The 15267-nt window shown below is 71.4% G+C and carries 15 protein-coding genes and 1 tRNA gene; 1 reads left to right on the top strand and 15 read right to left on the bottom strand.

Annotated features, from left to right (window positions below):
• Positions 1-6: 6 nt before the first annotated feature.
• From F0U47_RS01120 to argS, 13 genes are all read right to left on the bottom strand, one after another.
• The gene (locus F0U47_RS01120; protein WP_149748472.1) at positions 7-234 is read right to left on the bottom strand and encodes an AtpZ/AtpI family protein; all 228 of its coding nucleotides are present in this window, start codon (positions 232-234) and stop codon (positions 7-9) included.
• 30 nt (positions 235-264) lie between these two features.
• Positions 265-738 carry a hypothetical protein gene (locus F0U47_RS01115; RefSeq protein ID WP_149748471.1) on the bottom strand — a complete coding sequence of 158 codons (474 nt, stop codon included), beginning with the start codon at positions 736-738 and terminating at the stop codon, positions 265-267.
• Positions 739-819: 81 nt separating this feature from the next.
• Complete coding sequence (locus F0U47_RS01110; protein ID WP_149748470.1) at positions 820-2001, bottom strand: glycosyltransferase family 4 protein; 1182 nt, start codon at positions 1999-2001, stop codon at positions 820-822.
• A 3-nt stretch (positions 2002-2004) separates the two neighbouring features.
• Positions 2005-2700, bottom strand: a complete 696-nt coding sequence (locus F0U47_RS01105; RefSeq protein ID WP_246159360.1) for an L-threonylcarbamoyladenylate synthase — start codon at positions 2698-2700, stop codon at positions 2005-2007.
• Positions 2701-2713: 13 nt separating this feature from the next.
• A complete protein-coding gene (gene prmC, locus F0U47_RS01100) occupies positions 2714-3574 on the bottom strand; it encodes a peptide chain release factor N(5)-glutamine methyltransferase (protein WP_149748468.1) in 861 nt (286 codons plus the stop codon).
• On the bottom strand, positions 3571-4650 hold the full coding sequence (gene prfA / locus F0U47_RS01095) for a peptide chain release factor 1 (protein ID WP_149748467.1): 1080 nt from the start codon (positions 4648-4650) through the stop codon (positions 3571-3573). The genes prmC and prfA overlap by 4 nt, the downstream gene beginning before the upstream one ends.
• 82 nt (positions 4651-4732) lie before the next feature.
• Entirely contained in the window at positions 4733-4948 is a 216-nt protein-coding gene (gene rpmE, locus F0U47_RS01090) for a 50S ribosomal protein L31 (RefSeq protein ID WP_149748466.1), read from the bottom strand.
• Positions 4949-5054: 106 nt separating this feature from the next.
• The gene (gene rho, locus F0U47_RS01085) at positions 5055-6875 is read right to left on the bottom strand and encodes a transcription termination factor Rho (RefSeq protein ID WP_149748465.1); all 1821 of its coding nucleotides are present in this window, start codon (positions 6873-6875) and stop codon (positions 5055-5057) included.
• A 197-nt stretch (positions 6876-7072) separates the two neighbouring features.
• Positions 7073-7969: a homoserine kinase gene (thrB, locus tag F0U47_RS01080; RefSeq protein WP_149748464.1), complete on the bottom strand. Its 897-nt coding sequence runs from the start codon at positions 7967-7969 to the stop codon at positions 7073-7075.
• Positions 7966-9075 (bottom strand): threonine synthase, encoded by a 1110-nt coding sequence (gene thrC, locus F0U47_RS01075; protein WP_438362047.1) that lies wholly within the window; start codon positions 9073-9075, stop codon positions 7966-7968. Before thrC ends, thrB begins: the two co-directional genes overlap by 4 nt.
• A gap of 5 nt (positions 9076-9080) precedes the next feature.
• Positions 9081-10406: a homoserine dehydrogenase gene (locus F0U47_RS01070; RefSeq protein ID WP_223162641.1), complete on the bottom strand. Its 1326-nt coding sequence runs from the start codon at positions 10404-10406 to the stop codon at positions 9081-9083.
• A gap of 5 nt (positions 10407-10411) precedes the next feature.
• A complete protein-coding gene (gene lysA, locus F0U47_RS01065; protein WP_149748463.1) occupies positions 10412-11806 on the bottom strand; it encodes a diaminopimelate decarboxylase in 1395 nt (464 codons plus the stop codon).
• Positions 11806-13461, bottom strand: a complete 1656-nt coding sequence (gene argS, locus F0U47_RS01060; RefSeq protein ID WP_149748462.1) for an arginine--tRNA ligase — start codon at positions 13459-13461, stop codon at positions 11806-11808. The genes lysA and argS overlap by 1 nt, the downstream gene beginning before the upstream one ends.
• 93 nt (positions 13462-13554) lie before the next feature.
• Between argS and F0U47_RS01055 the strand changes: the two genes are divergently transcribed.
• Positions 13555-13630 (top strand) — tRNA-Arg (locus F0U47_RS01055).
• Positions 13631-13644: 14 nt separating this feature from the next.
• On the opposite strand, the gene F0U47_RS01050 is transcribed toward F0U47_RS01055, so the two are convergent.
• Both F0U47_RS01050 and F0U47_RS01045 read right to left on the bottom strand, forming a co-directional pair.
• A complete protein-coding gene (locus F0U47_RS01050) occupies positions 13645-14544 on the bottom strand; it encodes an LCP family protein (RefSeq protein ID WP_438362044.1) in 900 nt (299 codons plus the stop codon).
• Positions 14545-14546: 2 nt separating this feature from the next.
• Positions 14547-15122: a hypothetical protein gene (locus F0U47_RS01045; protein WP_149748460.1), complete on the bottom strand. Its 576-nt coding sequence runs from the start codon at positions 15120-15122 to the stop codon at positions 14547-14549.
• Positions 15123-15267: the final 145 nt, after the last annotated feature.

Below are 15267 nucleotides of genomic sequence, written 5' to 3'. Positions count from 1 at the left end.
CTGCGTTCACTGCTCGTCTGATTTCGGGCTGTCGTGCGGGTCCGCGCGGAAACGTGCGGCTGTCATGTAGATCCCCAGCGCGGCACCCGCGAGGATGCCCACCGCCACGAGGAACCCGGTGCCGAGCCAACGGTCCGCGAGCCAGCCGAGCAGCCCATAGAACGCGACGCCGGCCACGATGTAGCCGAACGCGTGCCACGGGTCGCCCTTCGGCTTCTCCTCGGGCTGACTCATTGCGCCCCGGACAATAGCAGGGGGTGAAGGTCATCGCGCACCGCCCTCCGTTGCCGGACCGATGCCCTCCGAGGACCCGTTCACCGACTGTTCGCCGGGGGTCTCGAACGCCGGGATCCGGGCCTTCGCGGACGCCGTCAGCTGCACCACGGACCACACCAGGACCCCCACGATGGTCGCGCCGCCGAGCCAGCCCCGGTCCAAGGTGTCGTCGAGCGCACCGGACCGGTTGAGGCCGACGAACAGCATCAGCATCAGCAGGACCTGCATCGTGTAGGTCAGGAGCGCGACCAGGAGCGAGGCGACCGGCATGAGCCGCGCAACGGCGTCCACCGCGAACCCGCCGAACGAGAAGACGACCACAGCGATCGCGGTGCCGAGGAGGGCGCCGTACGCCGCTGCCTCGCCGCTCACGAGAGCCGCCACGACAACGAGGACCGCGCCCACCGCCGTGGTGACCGCGGCCGCGACGGCCAGCGGTCCGGAGGTGGTGGTCGTCAGCATCGGCGGCCGCCCTTCAGCGTGGCTGGTCAGGGGGCGATCAGAGGCACTTTCCGAGTACTCCCTGAGCGCTCGTGAAAGTTATCACAAAGTCTGCGCGGTCTCCGAATCGGGGTCCGGTCCCGGGGTGACCCGCCCCCCGCGGACGTGCCCACGACCCGGCAGGAGGGGCACCAGGAAGGTGAGCCCGACGGTGACCGCGAACGCGGCTCCCACGCCGATCCAGACCGCCGGGTCGTCGATCAGGCTGACGAAGACGGTGCCGAAGGCGATCAGGCCCGCCCACATCCACATGATGAGGACCGCGCGCCGGTGCGAGTGCCCGATCTCGAGGAGCCGGTGGTGCAGGTGCTGCTTGTCGGGCGCGAAGGGCGACCGGCCGGCGGCGGTGCGGCGGACGACCGCCATCACCAGGTCGGCCAGCGGGACCACCAGGATCAGGATCGGCAGCGCGGCCGGGAGCAGCATCGGCAGCAGGCTCGCGCGCGCCCCGTCGGCGCCCTGGGCGATGTCGATGGTCGAGAACTGGGTCGTCACGGTGATCGCGGTCGCCGAGAGGACCAGCCCGATCAGCATCGAGCCGCTGTCGCCCATGAACAGCCGCGCGGGGTGGAAGTTGTGGACCAGGAACCCGGCGCACGCACCCGCGAGCGCGGCCGACAGCAGCGCTCCGGTCGTGGCGCGCTCGACCTCGTTGAACACCGTGAGCTGGTAGCAGAACACGAAGAACGCGAGCGCGCTGATCCCGATGACGCCCGCAGCGAGGCCGTCGAGGCCGTCGATGAAGTTCACCGCGTTGACGGTGGCGAGCACGATCCCGGCGGTGAGCAACGCCCCCTGGGTCGGGTCGAGGACGAACTGCCAGCCGTCGGCGAAGAAGAAGTAGCGGAACTGGATCCCGGAGTAGACGAGGACGCCCACCGCGACGACCTGGCCGCCGAACTTGGTGAGCGCGTCGAGGTCGAAGATGTCGTCGAGGACGCCGACGGCGCAGACGAGAGCGCCCGCGACCAGGACGGAGAGCGTGTCCTCGAACACGAACGGCTTGCTCTCGGAGAGGAACGGCAGCTCCCGAGCGACCACGAAGGCGGCGAACAGCCCGCCGAGCATCGCCAGGCCACCGAGGTAGGGCACCGGCTCGGCGTGCACGTCGCGGTCGCGGACCTTCGCGACGGCGCCGGTGCGGACCGCGATCTCCCGGGCGACGACCGTCAGCAGATAGGTGACCGCCGCGGCGACCAGGAAGACGAGGACGTACTCACGCACCGCTCAGGCCTCGGTCGCCTCGTCGGCGTCGACCGTCAGCCCGGTCTCCTGCAGGGCCTCGTCGAGCTCCTCCACCGAGATGGCCCCGAGGCGCAGCAGGCGGGGCCGCTCGGCGGTCACGTCCACGATGGTCGACGGCACGGCACCTCCGCTGGGGCCACCGTCGACGATCACCGCGACCCGGTCCCCGAGCATCGCCACCGCCTCGGAGGCGGTCGTCGCCGCAGGCTTGCCCGTCAGGTTGGCCGAGCTGACGGCCAGGGGGCCCGTGCGGTCGAGGATCTCCCGGGCGAGCTCGTGGGCGGGCATGCGTACGGCGACGGTCCCCCGCGTCTCGCCGAGGTCCCACCGCAGGGACGGCTGCTCGTGGCAGACCACGGTGAGTGGGCCGGGCCAGAAGGCGTCGGTGAGCACCCGCGCGTAGTCCGGCACCTTGGTCGCGAGCGCGTCGAGCGTGCCCGCGGTGCTGACCAGCACCGGCGGCGGCATCTCGCGACCGCGTCCCTTGGCGTCCAGCAGCCGCTGGACGGCCTCGGCGTCGAAGGCGTCGGCGGCGATCCCGTAGACGGTGTCGGTGGGGAACACCACCAGCCGGCCGCGTTGGATCGCGAGCGCGGCCGCAGCGACGGCGGTCTCGCGCTCGTCGTCCGACCCCGAGCCGCTGGCGTCGTAGACCTGTGCCGAACCCGACTGACTCACGGCGTCCATCCTGTCACTCCGGGTTCTCCGCGCCACGAACCGTCCGGCGCGCCGTGACGAACCGCGGCCGGTCGTTGAGGTCGCGGTGGTCGCGGACCTCCTCCCAGCTCCCCTGCGCGACGAACACGGCGGGCGCCGACTCCCCCTGCACATCGGCGTGCTCGACCCCGACCACGCCGCCGGGACGGAGCAGGGCGGCTGCGCGGTCCGCGATCCCCCGGATCGCGTCGAGGCCGTCGGCACCCGAGAAGAGCGCGAGGTGCGGGTCGTGGTCGCGGGCCTCACGGGCGACCGACTCCCAGGCCTCGAGCGGGATGTACGGCGGGTTGCTGACCACGACGTCGACGGTGCCGAGAAGGTCGTCGAAGGCCGTCGCGAAGTCGCCGTGCCTCAGGTCGACGTCGCAGCCGGAGAGATTGACCTGGGCCCACCGGAACGCGTCGTCGCCGAGCTCGACGGCGTGCACCTCGGCCTCGGGGCACTCGTCCCTGACCGCCCGGGCGATGGCCCCGGACCCCGTGCACAGGTCGACGACGACCGGCGCCGCGAGCGCCTGCGCCTGCTCGACGGCCCATCCGGCCAGCAGCTCGGTCTCGGGACGGGGCACGAACACCCCGGGCCCGACGGCGAGCTCGACGTGCCGGAAGGCCGCCAGGCCGGTGAGGTGCTGGAGCGGCTCGCGGGACGCCCGCCGCTGGACCAGACCTTCGAACTCCACGGCAGCCGGCTCGGGCACGCTGTCGACCAACGTCAGCCGGCCCCGGGGCATGCCGAGGACGTGGGCGAGCAGTGCCGCGGCGTCGTGCTCGGGGCTCGCGACACCTGCGTCCCGCAGCCGCTCGACCGCGCCCGCGATCGCCTCGCGTGGGGTCACTGCTCGAGCGCCTCGAGCCGCCCTGCCATGTCGGCCTCGGCACAGGAGTCGAGCACCGGCTGGAGGTCGCCGTCGAGCACCTGGTCGAGGTTGTAGGCCTTGTAGCCGGTGCGGTGGTCCGCGATCCGGTTCTCGGCGTAGTTGTAGGTGCGGATCCGTTCGGACCGGTCGACCGTGCGGACCTGGCTGCGGCGCGCCTCACTGGCCTCGGCGTCCGCGGCCTCCTGGGCGGCCGCGAGCAGCCGGGCCCGCAGGATGCGGAGCGCCTGCTCCTTGTTCTGCAGCTGGCTCTTCTCGTTCTGGCAGCTGACGACGATGCCGGTCGGCACATGCGTGATCCGGACCGCGGAGTCGGTCGTGTTGACGCTCTGGCCGCCCGGCCCGCTGCTGCGGAACACGTCGATCCGCAGGTCGCTGTCGTGGATCTCGACGTCGACGGCCTCCGCCTCGGGCACGACGAGCACGCCGGCGGCACTGGTGTGGATCCGGCCCTGCGACTCCGTCACCGGGACCCGCTGGACGCGGTGGACGCCGCCTTCGTACTTGAGCAGGCCGTACGGCGCCTGGCCGGGCCCCGTGCTCGCAGCGGACCCGCCCTTCACCGCGACGGTCACCGACTTGTAGCCGCCGAGGTCGGACTCGGCCGCATCGAGCACCTCGACCTTCCAGCCGCGCTGCTCGGCGTAGCGGGTGTACATCCGGAGCAGGTCGCCGGCGAAGAGCGCGCTCTCCTCGCCGCCCTCCCCCGACTTCACCTCGAGGATCGCGTCCTTGTCGTCGACGGGGTCCCGCGGCACCAGCAGCCGGCGGAGCCGCTCGGCGGCCTCCTCCTGCCGCTTGCGCAGCTCGGTGACCTCCTCGGCGAACGCCGGGTCGTCGGCGGCCAGCTCCTGCGCGGCACCGGCGTCGTCGCCGTACTGCTGCCACTCGCGCCAGACGCTGATGATCGTGCCGAGCTCGGCGTAGCGGCGGTTCAGCGTGCGGGCCAGCCGCGCGTCGGCGTGGGTCTCGGGCAGCCCGAGCCGGCCCTCGAGCTCGGCGTGCTCGGCGAGCATGCCCTCCACGGCTTCGAACACGATGTCCCCTTCGTCGACGTCCCCAGCAAAATGACGAGCGCCGACCGACCCGCGGAGCGGGAAGGTCGGCGCTCGAAGGCAGCTACTTCTTGGCAGCCTTGGCGTAGCGGGCCTCGAACCGGGCGACGCGGCCGCCGGTGTCGAGGATCTTCTGCTTGCCGGTGTAGAACGGGTGGCACTGCGAGCACACGTCGGCGTGGATGGTGCCGGAGGTCGCGGTGCTGCGGGTCGTGAAGGTGCTGCCGCAGGTGCAGGTCACCTCGGTCACGACGTAGTCGGGGTGGATGTCCTTCTTCATGGTGTCCTCATCTCTCGAGGCGCCGGGTCGTCCGCCTCGTGCAGACGTGAACCGGTGCCGACGGATCAGTGTAGGAGCGCTGGGGAGCGCGTGCCTATTCCGCGGGCTAGTCGTCGGTGCCGGGACTCGGAGTGGTCTTCTGGACCTGCATCAGGAAGTCGATGTTGGTCTGCGACTTCTTCAGCTTCTCCAGCAGCACCTCGAGCGCCTGCTGGCTGTCGAGGGCCGACAGGACCCGGCGCAGCTTCCAGATGATCGCCATCTCCTCCTTGCTCAGCAGGAGCTCCTCGCGGCGGGTGCCGGACTGGATGACGTCGATGGCCGGGAAGATGCGCTTGTCGGCGAAGTCGCGGCGCAGCCGGATCTCCATGTTGCCGGTGCCCTTGAACTCCTCGAAGATCACCTCGTCCATCTTCGAGCCGCTGTCGATGAGCGCGGTGGCGAGGATGGTCAGCGAGCCGCCGTTCTCGATGTTGCGCGCGGCGCCGAAGAACTTCTTCGGCGGGTAGAGCGCCGCCGAGTCGACACCGCCCGACAGGATCCGACCGCTGGCCGGCGCGGCCAGGTTGTAGGCGCGCCCGAGCCGGGTGATGCCGTCGAGGAGTACGACGACGTCGTGGCCGAGCTCGACCAGCCGCTTCGCGCGCTCGATGGCGAGCTCGGCGACGGTCGTGTGGTCGCTGGCCGGCCGGTCGAACGTCGAGGAGATGACCTCGCCCTTGACCGAGCGCTCGAAGTCGGTGACCTCCTCCGGCCGCTCGTCGACCAGCACCACCATCAGGTGGCACTCGGGGTTATTGGTCGTGATCGAGTTGGCGATCGACTGCATGATCATCGTCTTGCCGGCCTTGGCTGGCGACACGATGAGGCCGCGCTGACCCTTGCCGATCGGCGACGCGATGTCGATGACGCGGCCGATCATGTTGGTCGGCTCGGTCTCGAGCCGGAGCCGCTCGCTCGGGTAGAGCGGGGTCAGCTTCGCGAAGTCGAGGCGGTGGCGCGCCTGCTCGGGGTCGACACCGTTGACGCTGTCGATGCGCACCATCGGGTTGAACTTCTCCCGGCGCTCGCCCTCACGGGGCTGGCGCACCTGTCCGACGATGGCGTCACCACGGCGCAAGCCGTACTTCCGCACCATCGACAGGGAGAGGTAGACGTCGTCCGGGCCGGCGAGGTAGCCGCTGGTCCGCACGAACGCGTAGTTGTCGAGCACGTCGAGGATGCCCGCAGCGGGCACCAGCACGTCGTCCTCGAGGATCGTGGTGTCGGGCTCGTTGCGGCCGGTGGTCGCGCCGGTGCGGTTCCGGTCGCGGCCGCGCCGCCGGCGGTTGCGGCGGCTGCCGCCCTCGGCGTCCTCGCCCTGCTGACCGGGCTGGCCGCCCTGCTTGTCCTGCTGGTCCTGGCCGTCCTGCTGCCGCTGGCCGTCCTGCTGCCGCTGGCTGTCCTGCTTCGGCTGGTCCTTCTGCTGGCTGCCCTTGCCCTGGTTGTCTGCCCTGTTGTCGGGCTTGGCCTTGTCCTCACCCCGGGTCCGCTGGTCACCCTTCGACCGCTGGTCGCTCCGGGGCTTCTGGTCGTCCTTGGGCCGGTCGTCGGCCTTCGGCCGCTGGTCGCCCTGCGGCTTCTGGTCGTCCCTGGCCTTGTCGTCCGCCTGGGGCCTGTCGTCAACCTGGGGCCTGTCGTCGGTCTTGGGCTTGCTATCCGCCTGGGGCCTGTCGTCGCGCCTCGGCGTCCCCTGGGCCGCCTTGATGGCGTCGACCAGCTGCGCCTTCTTCATGCTGCCGGCACCGGCGATGCCCATGGCGCTCGCCATCGCCTTGAGGTCGGCGATGAGCATGGTGTTGAGCCCACCACCGCGCTTCTTCGGTGCCTGCTTCGCACCGGCGGCACCGTCGGTGCCGGGGGCGGTGGATTCGAGGGTCTCTGTCACGTGAGGTCCTTCCCACGTAATACGGCCGCTCCGCTCCGCGGAGGAGGGAGGGCATTGGTCAGTTCTTCCTCAGGCGGGCAGAAGCCGGCCGGGGCGAGGAAGGAGATTCGCGCGATGAACGCGCGGCGCCGAGAACCGAGTGGTCGAGTACCTACGACGCACGGTCAATGTACCACCGCATCGTCGTGTGGCGGACATCACCAGGCGACGGCACCGCGCGAGTCGATCCCGAGCTGCAGCGCGGTCCATCCCTCGGGGCAACGCGCGAGCAGCCCGTCGGTGGTGTCGGTGAACGCGAGGACCGTCGGTCCCGCGCCGGAGACGATGGCGGGCACCCGGTCCGCGCGCAGCGCGTCGACGAGGTCGAGGCTGGCCGGCATCGCCGGTCGGCGGTACTCCTGGTGGAGCCGGTCGGCGGTGGCGCGCCACAGCTCCTCCGGCCGGCCGCCGAGGGCGGCGACCAGCAGGGCCGCCCGGCCGGCGTTGGCCGCCGCGTCGGCGTGTGGCACCTCCTTCGGGAGCAGGCCGCGCGCCATCTCGGTGGAGACCGCCTCGGGCGGGACGAAGACGACGGCGTCGATGCGCGGGTCGACCTCGGACGGCACGGCGTAGAAGGTGCCGTCGGGGTCCTGGCCGGCGATCACGAACCCGCCGAGCAGGGCAGGCGCGACGTTGTCGGGGTGGCCCTCGATCCGGGCCGCGAGGTCGAGCAGTCCCTCGTCGCCGAGCAGCAGCCGACCGCCGGCGACGAGCTCTCGCGCCAGCCAGACGCCGGCGACGATCGCGGCCGACGACGAGCCGAGGCCGCGGGCGTGCGGGATGACGTTGACGCAGCTGAGCCGGAGGCCGGGCGGCTGCACGCCGAGCTCGTCGAACGCGGCCCGCATCGCCCGGACGACGAGGTGCCGCTCGTCCAGGGGTACGTCGTCGCTGCCGACCCCGTCGACCTCGACGACGAGACCGCTCCCGATCACCTCCGCCTCGAGCCGGTCCCGCAGGTCGAGCGCGAGCCCGAGCGCGTCGAAGCCGGGACCGAGGTTGGCCGAGGTGGCCGGCACGGAGACCCGCACCGCGCCGGTGGCGAACGTCGTCACAGTCCGGCAGCCTCGGCGACCGCGGCGACCTCCGGCACGACGACGTCGTCCACGATCGCTCCGCCGGCCTCGGTGAAGCCCTCCAGCGCGGTCGCCGTGTCCTTCAGCCCGTGCCCGGTGACCGTGACCACGACGGTCGCGCCGTCGTACGTCTCTCCCTGCTCGAGCTCCTGCAGCAGGCCCGCGACGCCGGCCGCGCTGGCGGGCTCGACGAACACGCCGTCCTGGCGGGCGAGCTCACGCTGGGCGGAGAGGATCCGGTCGTCGGACACCGACGCGAACCGTCCGCCGGACTCGGCCGCGGCCGTCTCGGCGAGCTTCCACGAGGCGGGGTTGCCGATCCGGATCGCGGTCGCCCGGGTCTCCGGGTGCGGGAACGGCTCGCCGGTCACCAGCGGGCTGGCGCCCGCCGCCTGGAAGCCGCGCATCACCGGCTTGCGGGTGGTCCGGCCGAGGTCGGCGTACTGCCGGTAGCCGAGCCAGTAGGCCGAGATGTTGCCGGCGTTGCCGACCGGCAGCAGGTGGTAGTCGGGGGCGTCGCCGATGAAGTCGGCGATCTCGAACGCCGCCGTCTTCTGGCCCTCGAGCCGGACCGGGTTGACCGAGTTGACCAGGGCGACGGGGTACGACGCCGCGAGCTCTTTCGCGAGCCGCAGGCAGTCGTCGAAGTTACCCTTGACCATGATCACCTGCGCGCCGTGCAGGATGGCCTGCGCCATCTTGCCGGCCGCGATCTTGCCCTCGGGCACGAGCACGAGCGGGTTGAGGCCGGCCTTCGCGGCGTACGCGGCCATCGAGGCCGACGTGTTGCCGGTCGATGCGCAGACCACCGCCTCGGCGCCCTCGTGCTTCGCGACGGAGATCGCAGCAGTCATCCCGCGATCCTTGAACGACCCGGTCGGGTTGTCGCCCTCGACCTTGAGGTGCACCTGCGCACCCGTGAGCCCCGATAGCCACTCCGAGTGCACGAGGGGCGTTCCGCCCTCGCGGAGGGTGACGGCGGGTGTGTCGGCCGGGATGTCGAGAAGGTCGCGGTACTCCTCGATCACGCCCCGCCACTGGCGCGTCCGCACTGCCAGGTCGGCGGCGCCGCTGGTGCTCGTCAGGCCGGTCACTCGTCGGTCCCTTCCACCCTCATCACCGAGGTCACGTCGCGCACGATGTCCATCTCGCGCAGCTCGGCCACGGTCGCCGACAGCTGGGCGTCGGTCGCCTCGTGCGACACGACGACGAGCTGGGCGTCGTCGCCCCGACCCTCCTGCCGGACCGTCTGGATCGAGACCTCGTGGGTCGCGAACGCGGTCGCGACGGCAGCGAGGACACCGGCGCGGTCGTCAACGTCGATGGCGACGTGGTAGCGGGTGCGGGTCTCCCCCATCGGCAGCACCGCCCGGTCGGCGTAGGCCGACTCGCCCACGCCGCGCGTGCCCTGCCGGTGGTTGCGCGCGACCGTGACGAGGTCGCCGAGGACGGCGCTCGCCGTCGGTGCGCCGCCAGCGCCGGGACCGTAGAACATCAGCTGGCCGGCGGCCTCGGACTCGACGAACACCGCGTTGTAGGCCTCGCGCACGCTCGCCAGCGGATGCTCCCTCGGGATCATCGCGGGGTGGACGCGCACGCTCACCGCTTCCTCGCCCGAGTCGGACGTGTTGAGCTCGGCGATCGCGAGGAGCTTCACGACGCAGCCCATGTCGGCGGCCGAGCGGACGTCGCCGGACGTGACGTCGCTGATGCCCTCGCGGTGGACGTCGGCGGCGGTGACGCGGGAGTGGAACGCCAGGCTGGCCAGGATCGCGGCCTTCGCGGCCGCGTCGAAGCCCTCGACGTCGGCGGTCGGGTCGGCCTCGGCGTAGCCGAGGGCCTGGGCCTCCTCGAGGGCCTCCTCGAAGCCGGACCCCTGGGTGTCCATCTTGTCGAGGATGAAGTTCGTGGTGCCGTTGACGATGCCGAGCACCCGGGTCACCTTGTCGCCGGCGAGCGACTCGCGCAGCGGCCGCAGGATCGGGATCGCCCCGGCGACGGCGGCCTCGTAGTAGAGGTCGCGGCCGGCCTTCTCGGCGGCCTCGTAGAGCGTCGGGCCGTCCTCGGCGAGGAGGGCCTTGTTGGCGGTGACGACCGAGGCGCCGTTCTCGAGCGCGGCGAGGATCAGCGACCGCGCGGGCTCGACGCCGCCGATGACCTCGACCACGACGTCCACGTCGTCGCGCGTCACCAGCCCGAGCGCGTCCGTGGTCAGCAGGCCGGTGGGGACGTCGACGTCGCGCGGCGCGTCGAGCCGGCGTACGGCGACGCCGGCGAGCTCGACCGGCGCACCGACCCGGGCCGCGAGGTCGCCGGACTGCTCGTGGAGCAGCCGCACCACCTGCGAGCCGACGACGCCACAGCCGAGCACCGCCACCTTGAGGGGCTTGTCACCCTCCCGTTGCACGGTATTCACAGCACTCACCCGACATCCGTCGCCAACAGGTCGTCATCAGTCTCCCGCCGTACGACGACGCGCGCGACGCCGTCCCGTACCGCGATCACCGGGGGCCTCAGCGCGTGGTTGTAGTTGGAGGACATCGACCGGCAGTAGGCACCCGTACCGGGCACCGCCACCAGGTCGCCTGGGGCGACGTCGCCCGGTAGGAACTCGTCGCGCACCACGATGTCGCCGGCCTCGCAGTGCTTGCCGACCACGCGGGCGAGCACCGGCGTGGCCTCGGAGCGGCGGCCGGCGAGAGTGCAGGAGTAGTCGGCGTCGTAGAGGGCCGTGCGGATGTTGTCGCTCATGCCGCCGTCGACGCTCACGTAGGTCCGGACGGCGCCCGCGTCGAGCGCCACCGGCTTCACCGTGCCGACGGTGTAGACGGTCGCCATCGCCGGGCCGACGATCGCACGGCCGGGCTCGATCGAGAGCCGGGGCTCCTCGACGCCGAGGGCGCGGCACTCGTGCTCGACGATCTTGCCCATCTCGGTCGCCAATTGGGACGGGTCGGCTGGATCATCCTGGGTCGTGTAGGCGATGCCGAAGCCACCGCCGAGGTCCATCTCCGGCATCGTCACGCCGAGCTCGTCGGACACCCGGTGGTGGAGGGCGAGCACCCGGCGGGCCGCCACCTCGAACCCGGAGGAGTCGAAGATCTGGCTGCCGATGTGGGAGTGGAGCCCGAGCAGCTCGACGCCGGGAGCGTCCTGCAGGCGGCGTACGGCCTCGAAGGCGTCGCCGCTGGTGATCGAGAACCCGAACTTCTGGTCCTCGTGGGCGGTGGCGATGTACTCGTGGGTGTGCGCCTCGACGCCGGCGGTGACGCGCACCATCACCCGCGCCGTCATACCCGTGTCGGCCGTGACCATCGCGATCCGGTCGACCTCCTGGAAGGAGTCGACGATGATCCGCCCGACCCCCTCGGCGACCGCGCGCCGAAGCTCGGCGACAGACTTGTTGTTGCCGTGGTAGCCGATCCGCGCAGGGTCGAAGCCGGCGCGCAACGCCACGGTCAGCTCGCCCGCCGAGCAGACGTCGAGGCAGAGGCCCTCCTCCGCGATCCAGCGGGCGACCGCCGTGCAGAGGAACGCCTTGCCGGCGTAGTAGACGTCCCACCCGGCGAACGCGTCGCGGAACGCCCGCGCCCGGGCCCGGAAGTCCACCTCGTCGAGGACGTACGCCGGGGTGTTGTGCTCGGCGACGAGGTCGGGCACCGGCACTCCCCCGATGACCAGGTCGCCCGCGTCGGTCTTGTGGGCGGTGCTCGACCACAGCAGCGGGACCAGCGCGTTGACGTCGCGCGGCTCCCGCAGCCAGGACGGCCCGCGGAGGGCGCCGGGCGCGTGCGCCCAGCCGGCTTCGTGGGTCATTACATCCGCTCCGGGGCGCTGACGCCGAGCAGGCCGAGACCGTTGGCGAGGACGGTGCGGGTCGCCTCGACCAGCATCAGCCGAGCGCGATGGAGGTCGGAGACCTCCTCGTCGCCCCTCGGCAGCACCCGGCAGTTGTCGTAGAAGCGGTGGTAGGTCCCCGCCAGCTCCTCGAGGTAGCGGGCGATCCGGTGCGGCTCCCGCAGCTCGGCGGCGGCCTTGACGACGCGCGGCAGCTCGCCGAGCGCCCGCAGCAGCTCGCCCTCCTTCTCGTGGGTGAGGAGCTCGGGGTGCGACTCCGCCACGACGCCCATCTCGGCGGCGTTGCGGAGCAGGCTCGAGACGCGGGCATGGGCGTACTGCACGGTGAAGACGGGGTTGTCGTTGGTCGCCCGCGCCCAGAGGTCGAGGTCGATGTCGATCGGGCTGTCCGTGCTGTAGCGCGCCAAGGCATAGCGCGCGGCGTCCACCCCGATGGCGCCGACGAGGTCGTCGATCGTCACGACGGTGCCGGCACGCTTCGACATCCGCAGCGGCTCGCCGTTCTTGAGCAGGTTGACCATCTGGCCGATGAGGATCTCGAGGTTGACATGCGGCTCGTCGCCGAACGCAGCGCACATCGCCATCATCCGGCCGACGTAGCCGTGGTGGTCGGCGCCGAGCATGATGAAGCAGCGGTCGAAGCCGCGCTCCCGCTTGTCGAGGTAGTACGCGAGGTCCCCCGACAGGTAGGCGCCCCTGCCGTCGGACTTGATGACGACGCGGTCCTTGTCGTCGCCGTACTTCTCGGTGGCGAGCCAGAGCGCGCCTTCCTTCTCGTAGATGTTGCCGAGCTCGCGCAGCCGCGCGACCGCACGCTCCACCGCACCGCTCTTGTGGAGCTCGTCCTCGTGGAAGTAGACGTCGAAGTCGACCCCGAACTCGTGGAGCGAGCTCTTGATCTCGGCGAACATCATGTCGACGCCGCCGGCGCGGAAGACCTCCTGGGCGTCCTCCTCGGGCAGCGACATCACGTCGGGCCGCTCGGCGACGACCGCGGCCGCGATCTCGTGGATGTACAGGCCGCCGTAGCCGTCCTCCGGCGCCGGCTCGCCCTTCGCGCTCGCCAGCAGCGACCGGGCGAACCGGTCGATCTGGGCGCCGTGGTCGTTGAAGTAGTACTCCCGCGTCACCTCGGCGCCGGTCATCTCGAAGATCCGGCCGAGCGCGTCGCCGACGGCCGCCCAGCGCACGCCGCCGAGGTGGAGCGGGCCGGTGGGGTTGGCGGAGACGAACTCGAGGTTGATCTTCTCGCCGGCGAACGCGTTGGAGGAGCCGTACGCCGCGCCGGCCGCCACGATGTCGGCAGCCAGCTGTCCCTGTGCCCCCGCCTCGACGGTGATGTTGAGGAACCCCGGCCCGGCGACCTCGACGCCGCCGATGCCGTCGGCCTCCTGGAGCTTCGCCGCCAGCAGCTCGCCGAGCGCCCGCGGGTTCATGCCCGCCTTCTTGGCCAGCTGCAGCGCGACGTTGGTCGCGTAGTCGCCGTGACCCTTCTGACGCGGCCGCTCCACCGTCACCTCAGCAGGGACGCCGTCGGCCAGGGTCAACGCACCCTGGTCGACGAGCGTCGACAGGACGCCGACGATGGTGGTGGAGAGCTGCTCGGGATTCACCCGGCAAGCCTATCGGCGGCCTCCGGTTTCTCTTGCACGGATATGGCCCGGTAAGGTTCCACTTCGCGCAGCCCGGCCGACGGGCGACGCGATGCCTCCGTAGCTCAGGGGATAGAGCACTGGTTTCCGGTACCAGGTGCCGCAGGTTCGAATCCTGCCGGAGGCGCCACCACGGGGTTGCGATCAGCAGCTCTTGATCGTCGCGTCCTTGCGCGCGTCGTCGCCGTAGCGCCGAGCAGTGCTGGTGTTGGGGATGACCACGCTCGCTCCCCCGATGTTGCCGATGCCGCCCGGCACGACGCAGCCGCTGATCTTCTTGGGGTCGACCTGCGCGATGGCCTGGGCGATCCGGAAGAGCTCGGCCGGGGGCAGGTTGGTGTCGACGTTGTCGATCACCGACAGCACGCCGTTCTCGATCCATCCCGGCTTGTCGGCGTTCGCGGCCAGCTTTGCCTGGAACCCCTCCAGCACCCGCTGCTGGTTGCGGGACCGGTCGAAGTCGCCGCCGGCGAGCGACTTGCGGATCCGCCCGAACGACACAACGCTGTAGCCGCGCAGCACGACCTTGCCCTCCTGGAACCCCTTCGGCTTCAGGTCGGAGTCGGAGAAGAACCGCGGGTTCTTCACGGTGATCGGCCCGACGTCCTCGGCGATCGCCTCGAGCCCCCAGAAGCTGGTGACGAAGACGTAGTCGGGCTCGACCCCGATCAGGCCGGCGACGGTCTCGCCCAGCAGCTGCGGGCCGCCGAAGTACAGCGCCGCGTTGACGCGGTTGGAGCCGTGCCCCGGGATCGACACCCAACTGTCCCGGGGGATGCCGATCGACGTCGCGGCGCCGGTCCGGGTGTCCATGCCGATCAGCTGCAGCGCGTCGCCCCGGCTGCGCAGCGGGTCCTGCCCGCGCCGGGCGTCGGAGCCGACCGCGAGGATCCAGAGGACGTCCGGGTCGGTGTCCACTCCCTCGGCGTGCTCGAACTTCACCAGGGTGACGTACGTCGGCGCCACGCCGCTGTTCGGCACCACGAACGCCGCGACCGCCAGCACCACGGCCAGCAGGCCGGTGCGGAGGGAACGTCTGGCCACCATCACTTCCTCACCTCGCCGCGCGCGATGTCGAAGCCGAAGATCCGCCACCCCTTCTTGGCGCGGACCAGCATCAGCCGTCCTTGGACCTGCTCGGTGCGCTCGACGTCACCCGTGATCTCCATCACCAGGTTCACGTGCGCGGTGGCGCCTGCTGGCCTGCCCTGGGGGGCCAGGACGTCGACGCTCACCACCCGCCGGGTCGCGGTGACGCCGTCGACCTTCCCGCCCACCGCCTTGTTGCTCATCAGGCCGGCCTGGCGGGTTGCGAGCCTCGCCGCGTCGCCGGTGAACCCGCTGAACGCCCCCGAGAAGTCGGAGCGCGGGTAGTCGCCACCGACGTACGCCGCGTCGATCCAGCGGTCGACGACCGCGGCGACGTCCCGCGCGACGCCGCGCGCCGGCTTCCGGCCGAGCTTCCCGGCGACCTCGCCGACCTCCACCCGCGACGGGATCCCGGTCGACGTCGAGGAGCCGTCCCCCTTGCCGTCACCGTCGGGCTCGTCGTCGTCCCCACCACTGCAACCGGTCACGCCGAGAACCAGGGCCAGCACGACGGCGGCAACACTGGTCGGCAATCCTGGGAATGTGCGCACGACTCGCGACTCCTCTGCTCGGACAGGCGGCCACAAAACTTCCCCGTGGGACTAGCCTTGGCACCGGTCTTCGTCCAGGTCGGACAGACCCTACGCCAGCAGCTCACCGGAAGAGGCGAAGCACGTC

Source organism: Nocardioides antri, from assembly GCF_008373765.1.
Lineage (GTDB): Bacteria > Actinomycetota > Actinomycetes > Propionibacteriales > Nocardioidaceae > Nocardioides > Nocardioides antri.
The sequence above is the reverse complement of the archived record's forward strand: the minus strand, read 5'-3'. Positions and strand labels throughout refer to the sequence as shown.

Bases quoted from the DNA above. Each gene is read 5' to 3' on its own strand.
- F0U47_RS01120 (WP_149748472.1), bottom strand. From the start codon at position 234: ATGAGTCAGCCCGAGGAGAAGCCGAAGGGCGACCCGTGGCACGCGTTC.
- F0U47_RS01115 (WP_149748471.1), bottom strand. From the start codon at position 738: ATGCTGACGACCACCACCTCCGGACCGCTGGCCGTCGCGGCCGCGGTC.
- rpmE (WP_149748466.1), bottom strand. From the start codon at position 4,948: ATGAAGAAGGACATCCACCCCGACTACGTCGTGACCGAGGTGACCTGC.
- lysA (WP_149748463.1), bottom strand. From the start codon at position 11,806: ATGACCCACGAAGCCGGCTGGGCGCACGCGCCCGGCGCCCTCCGCGGG.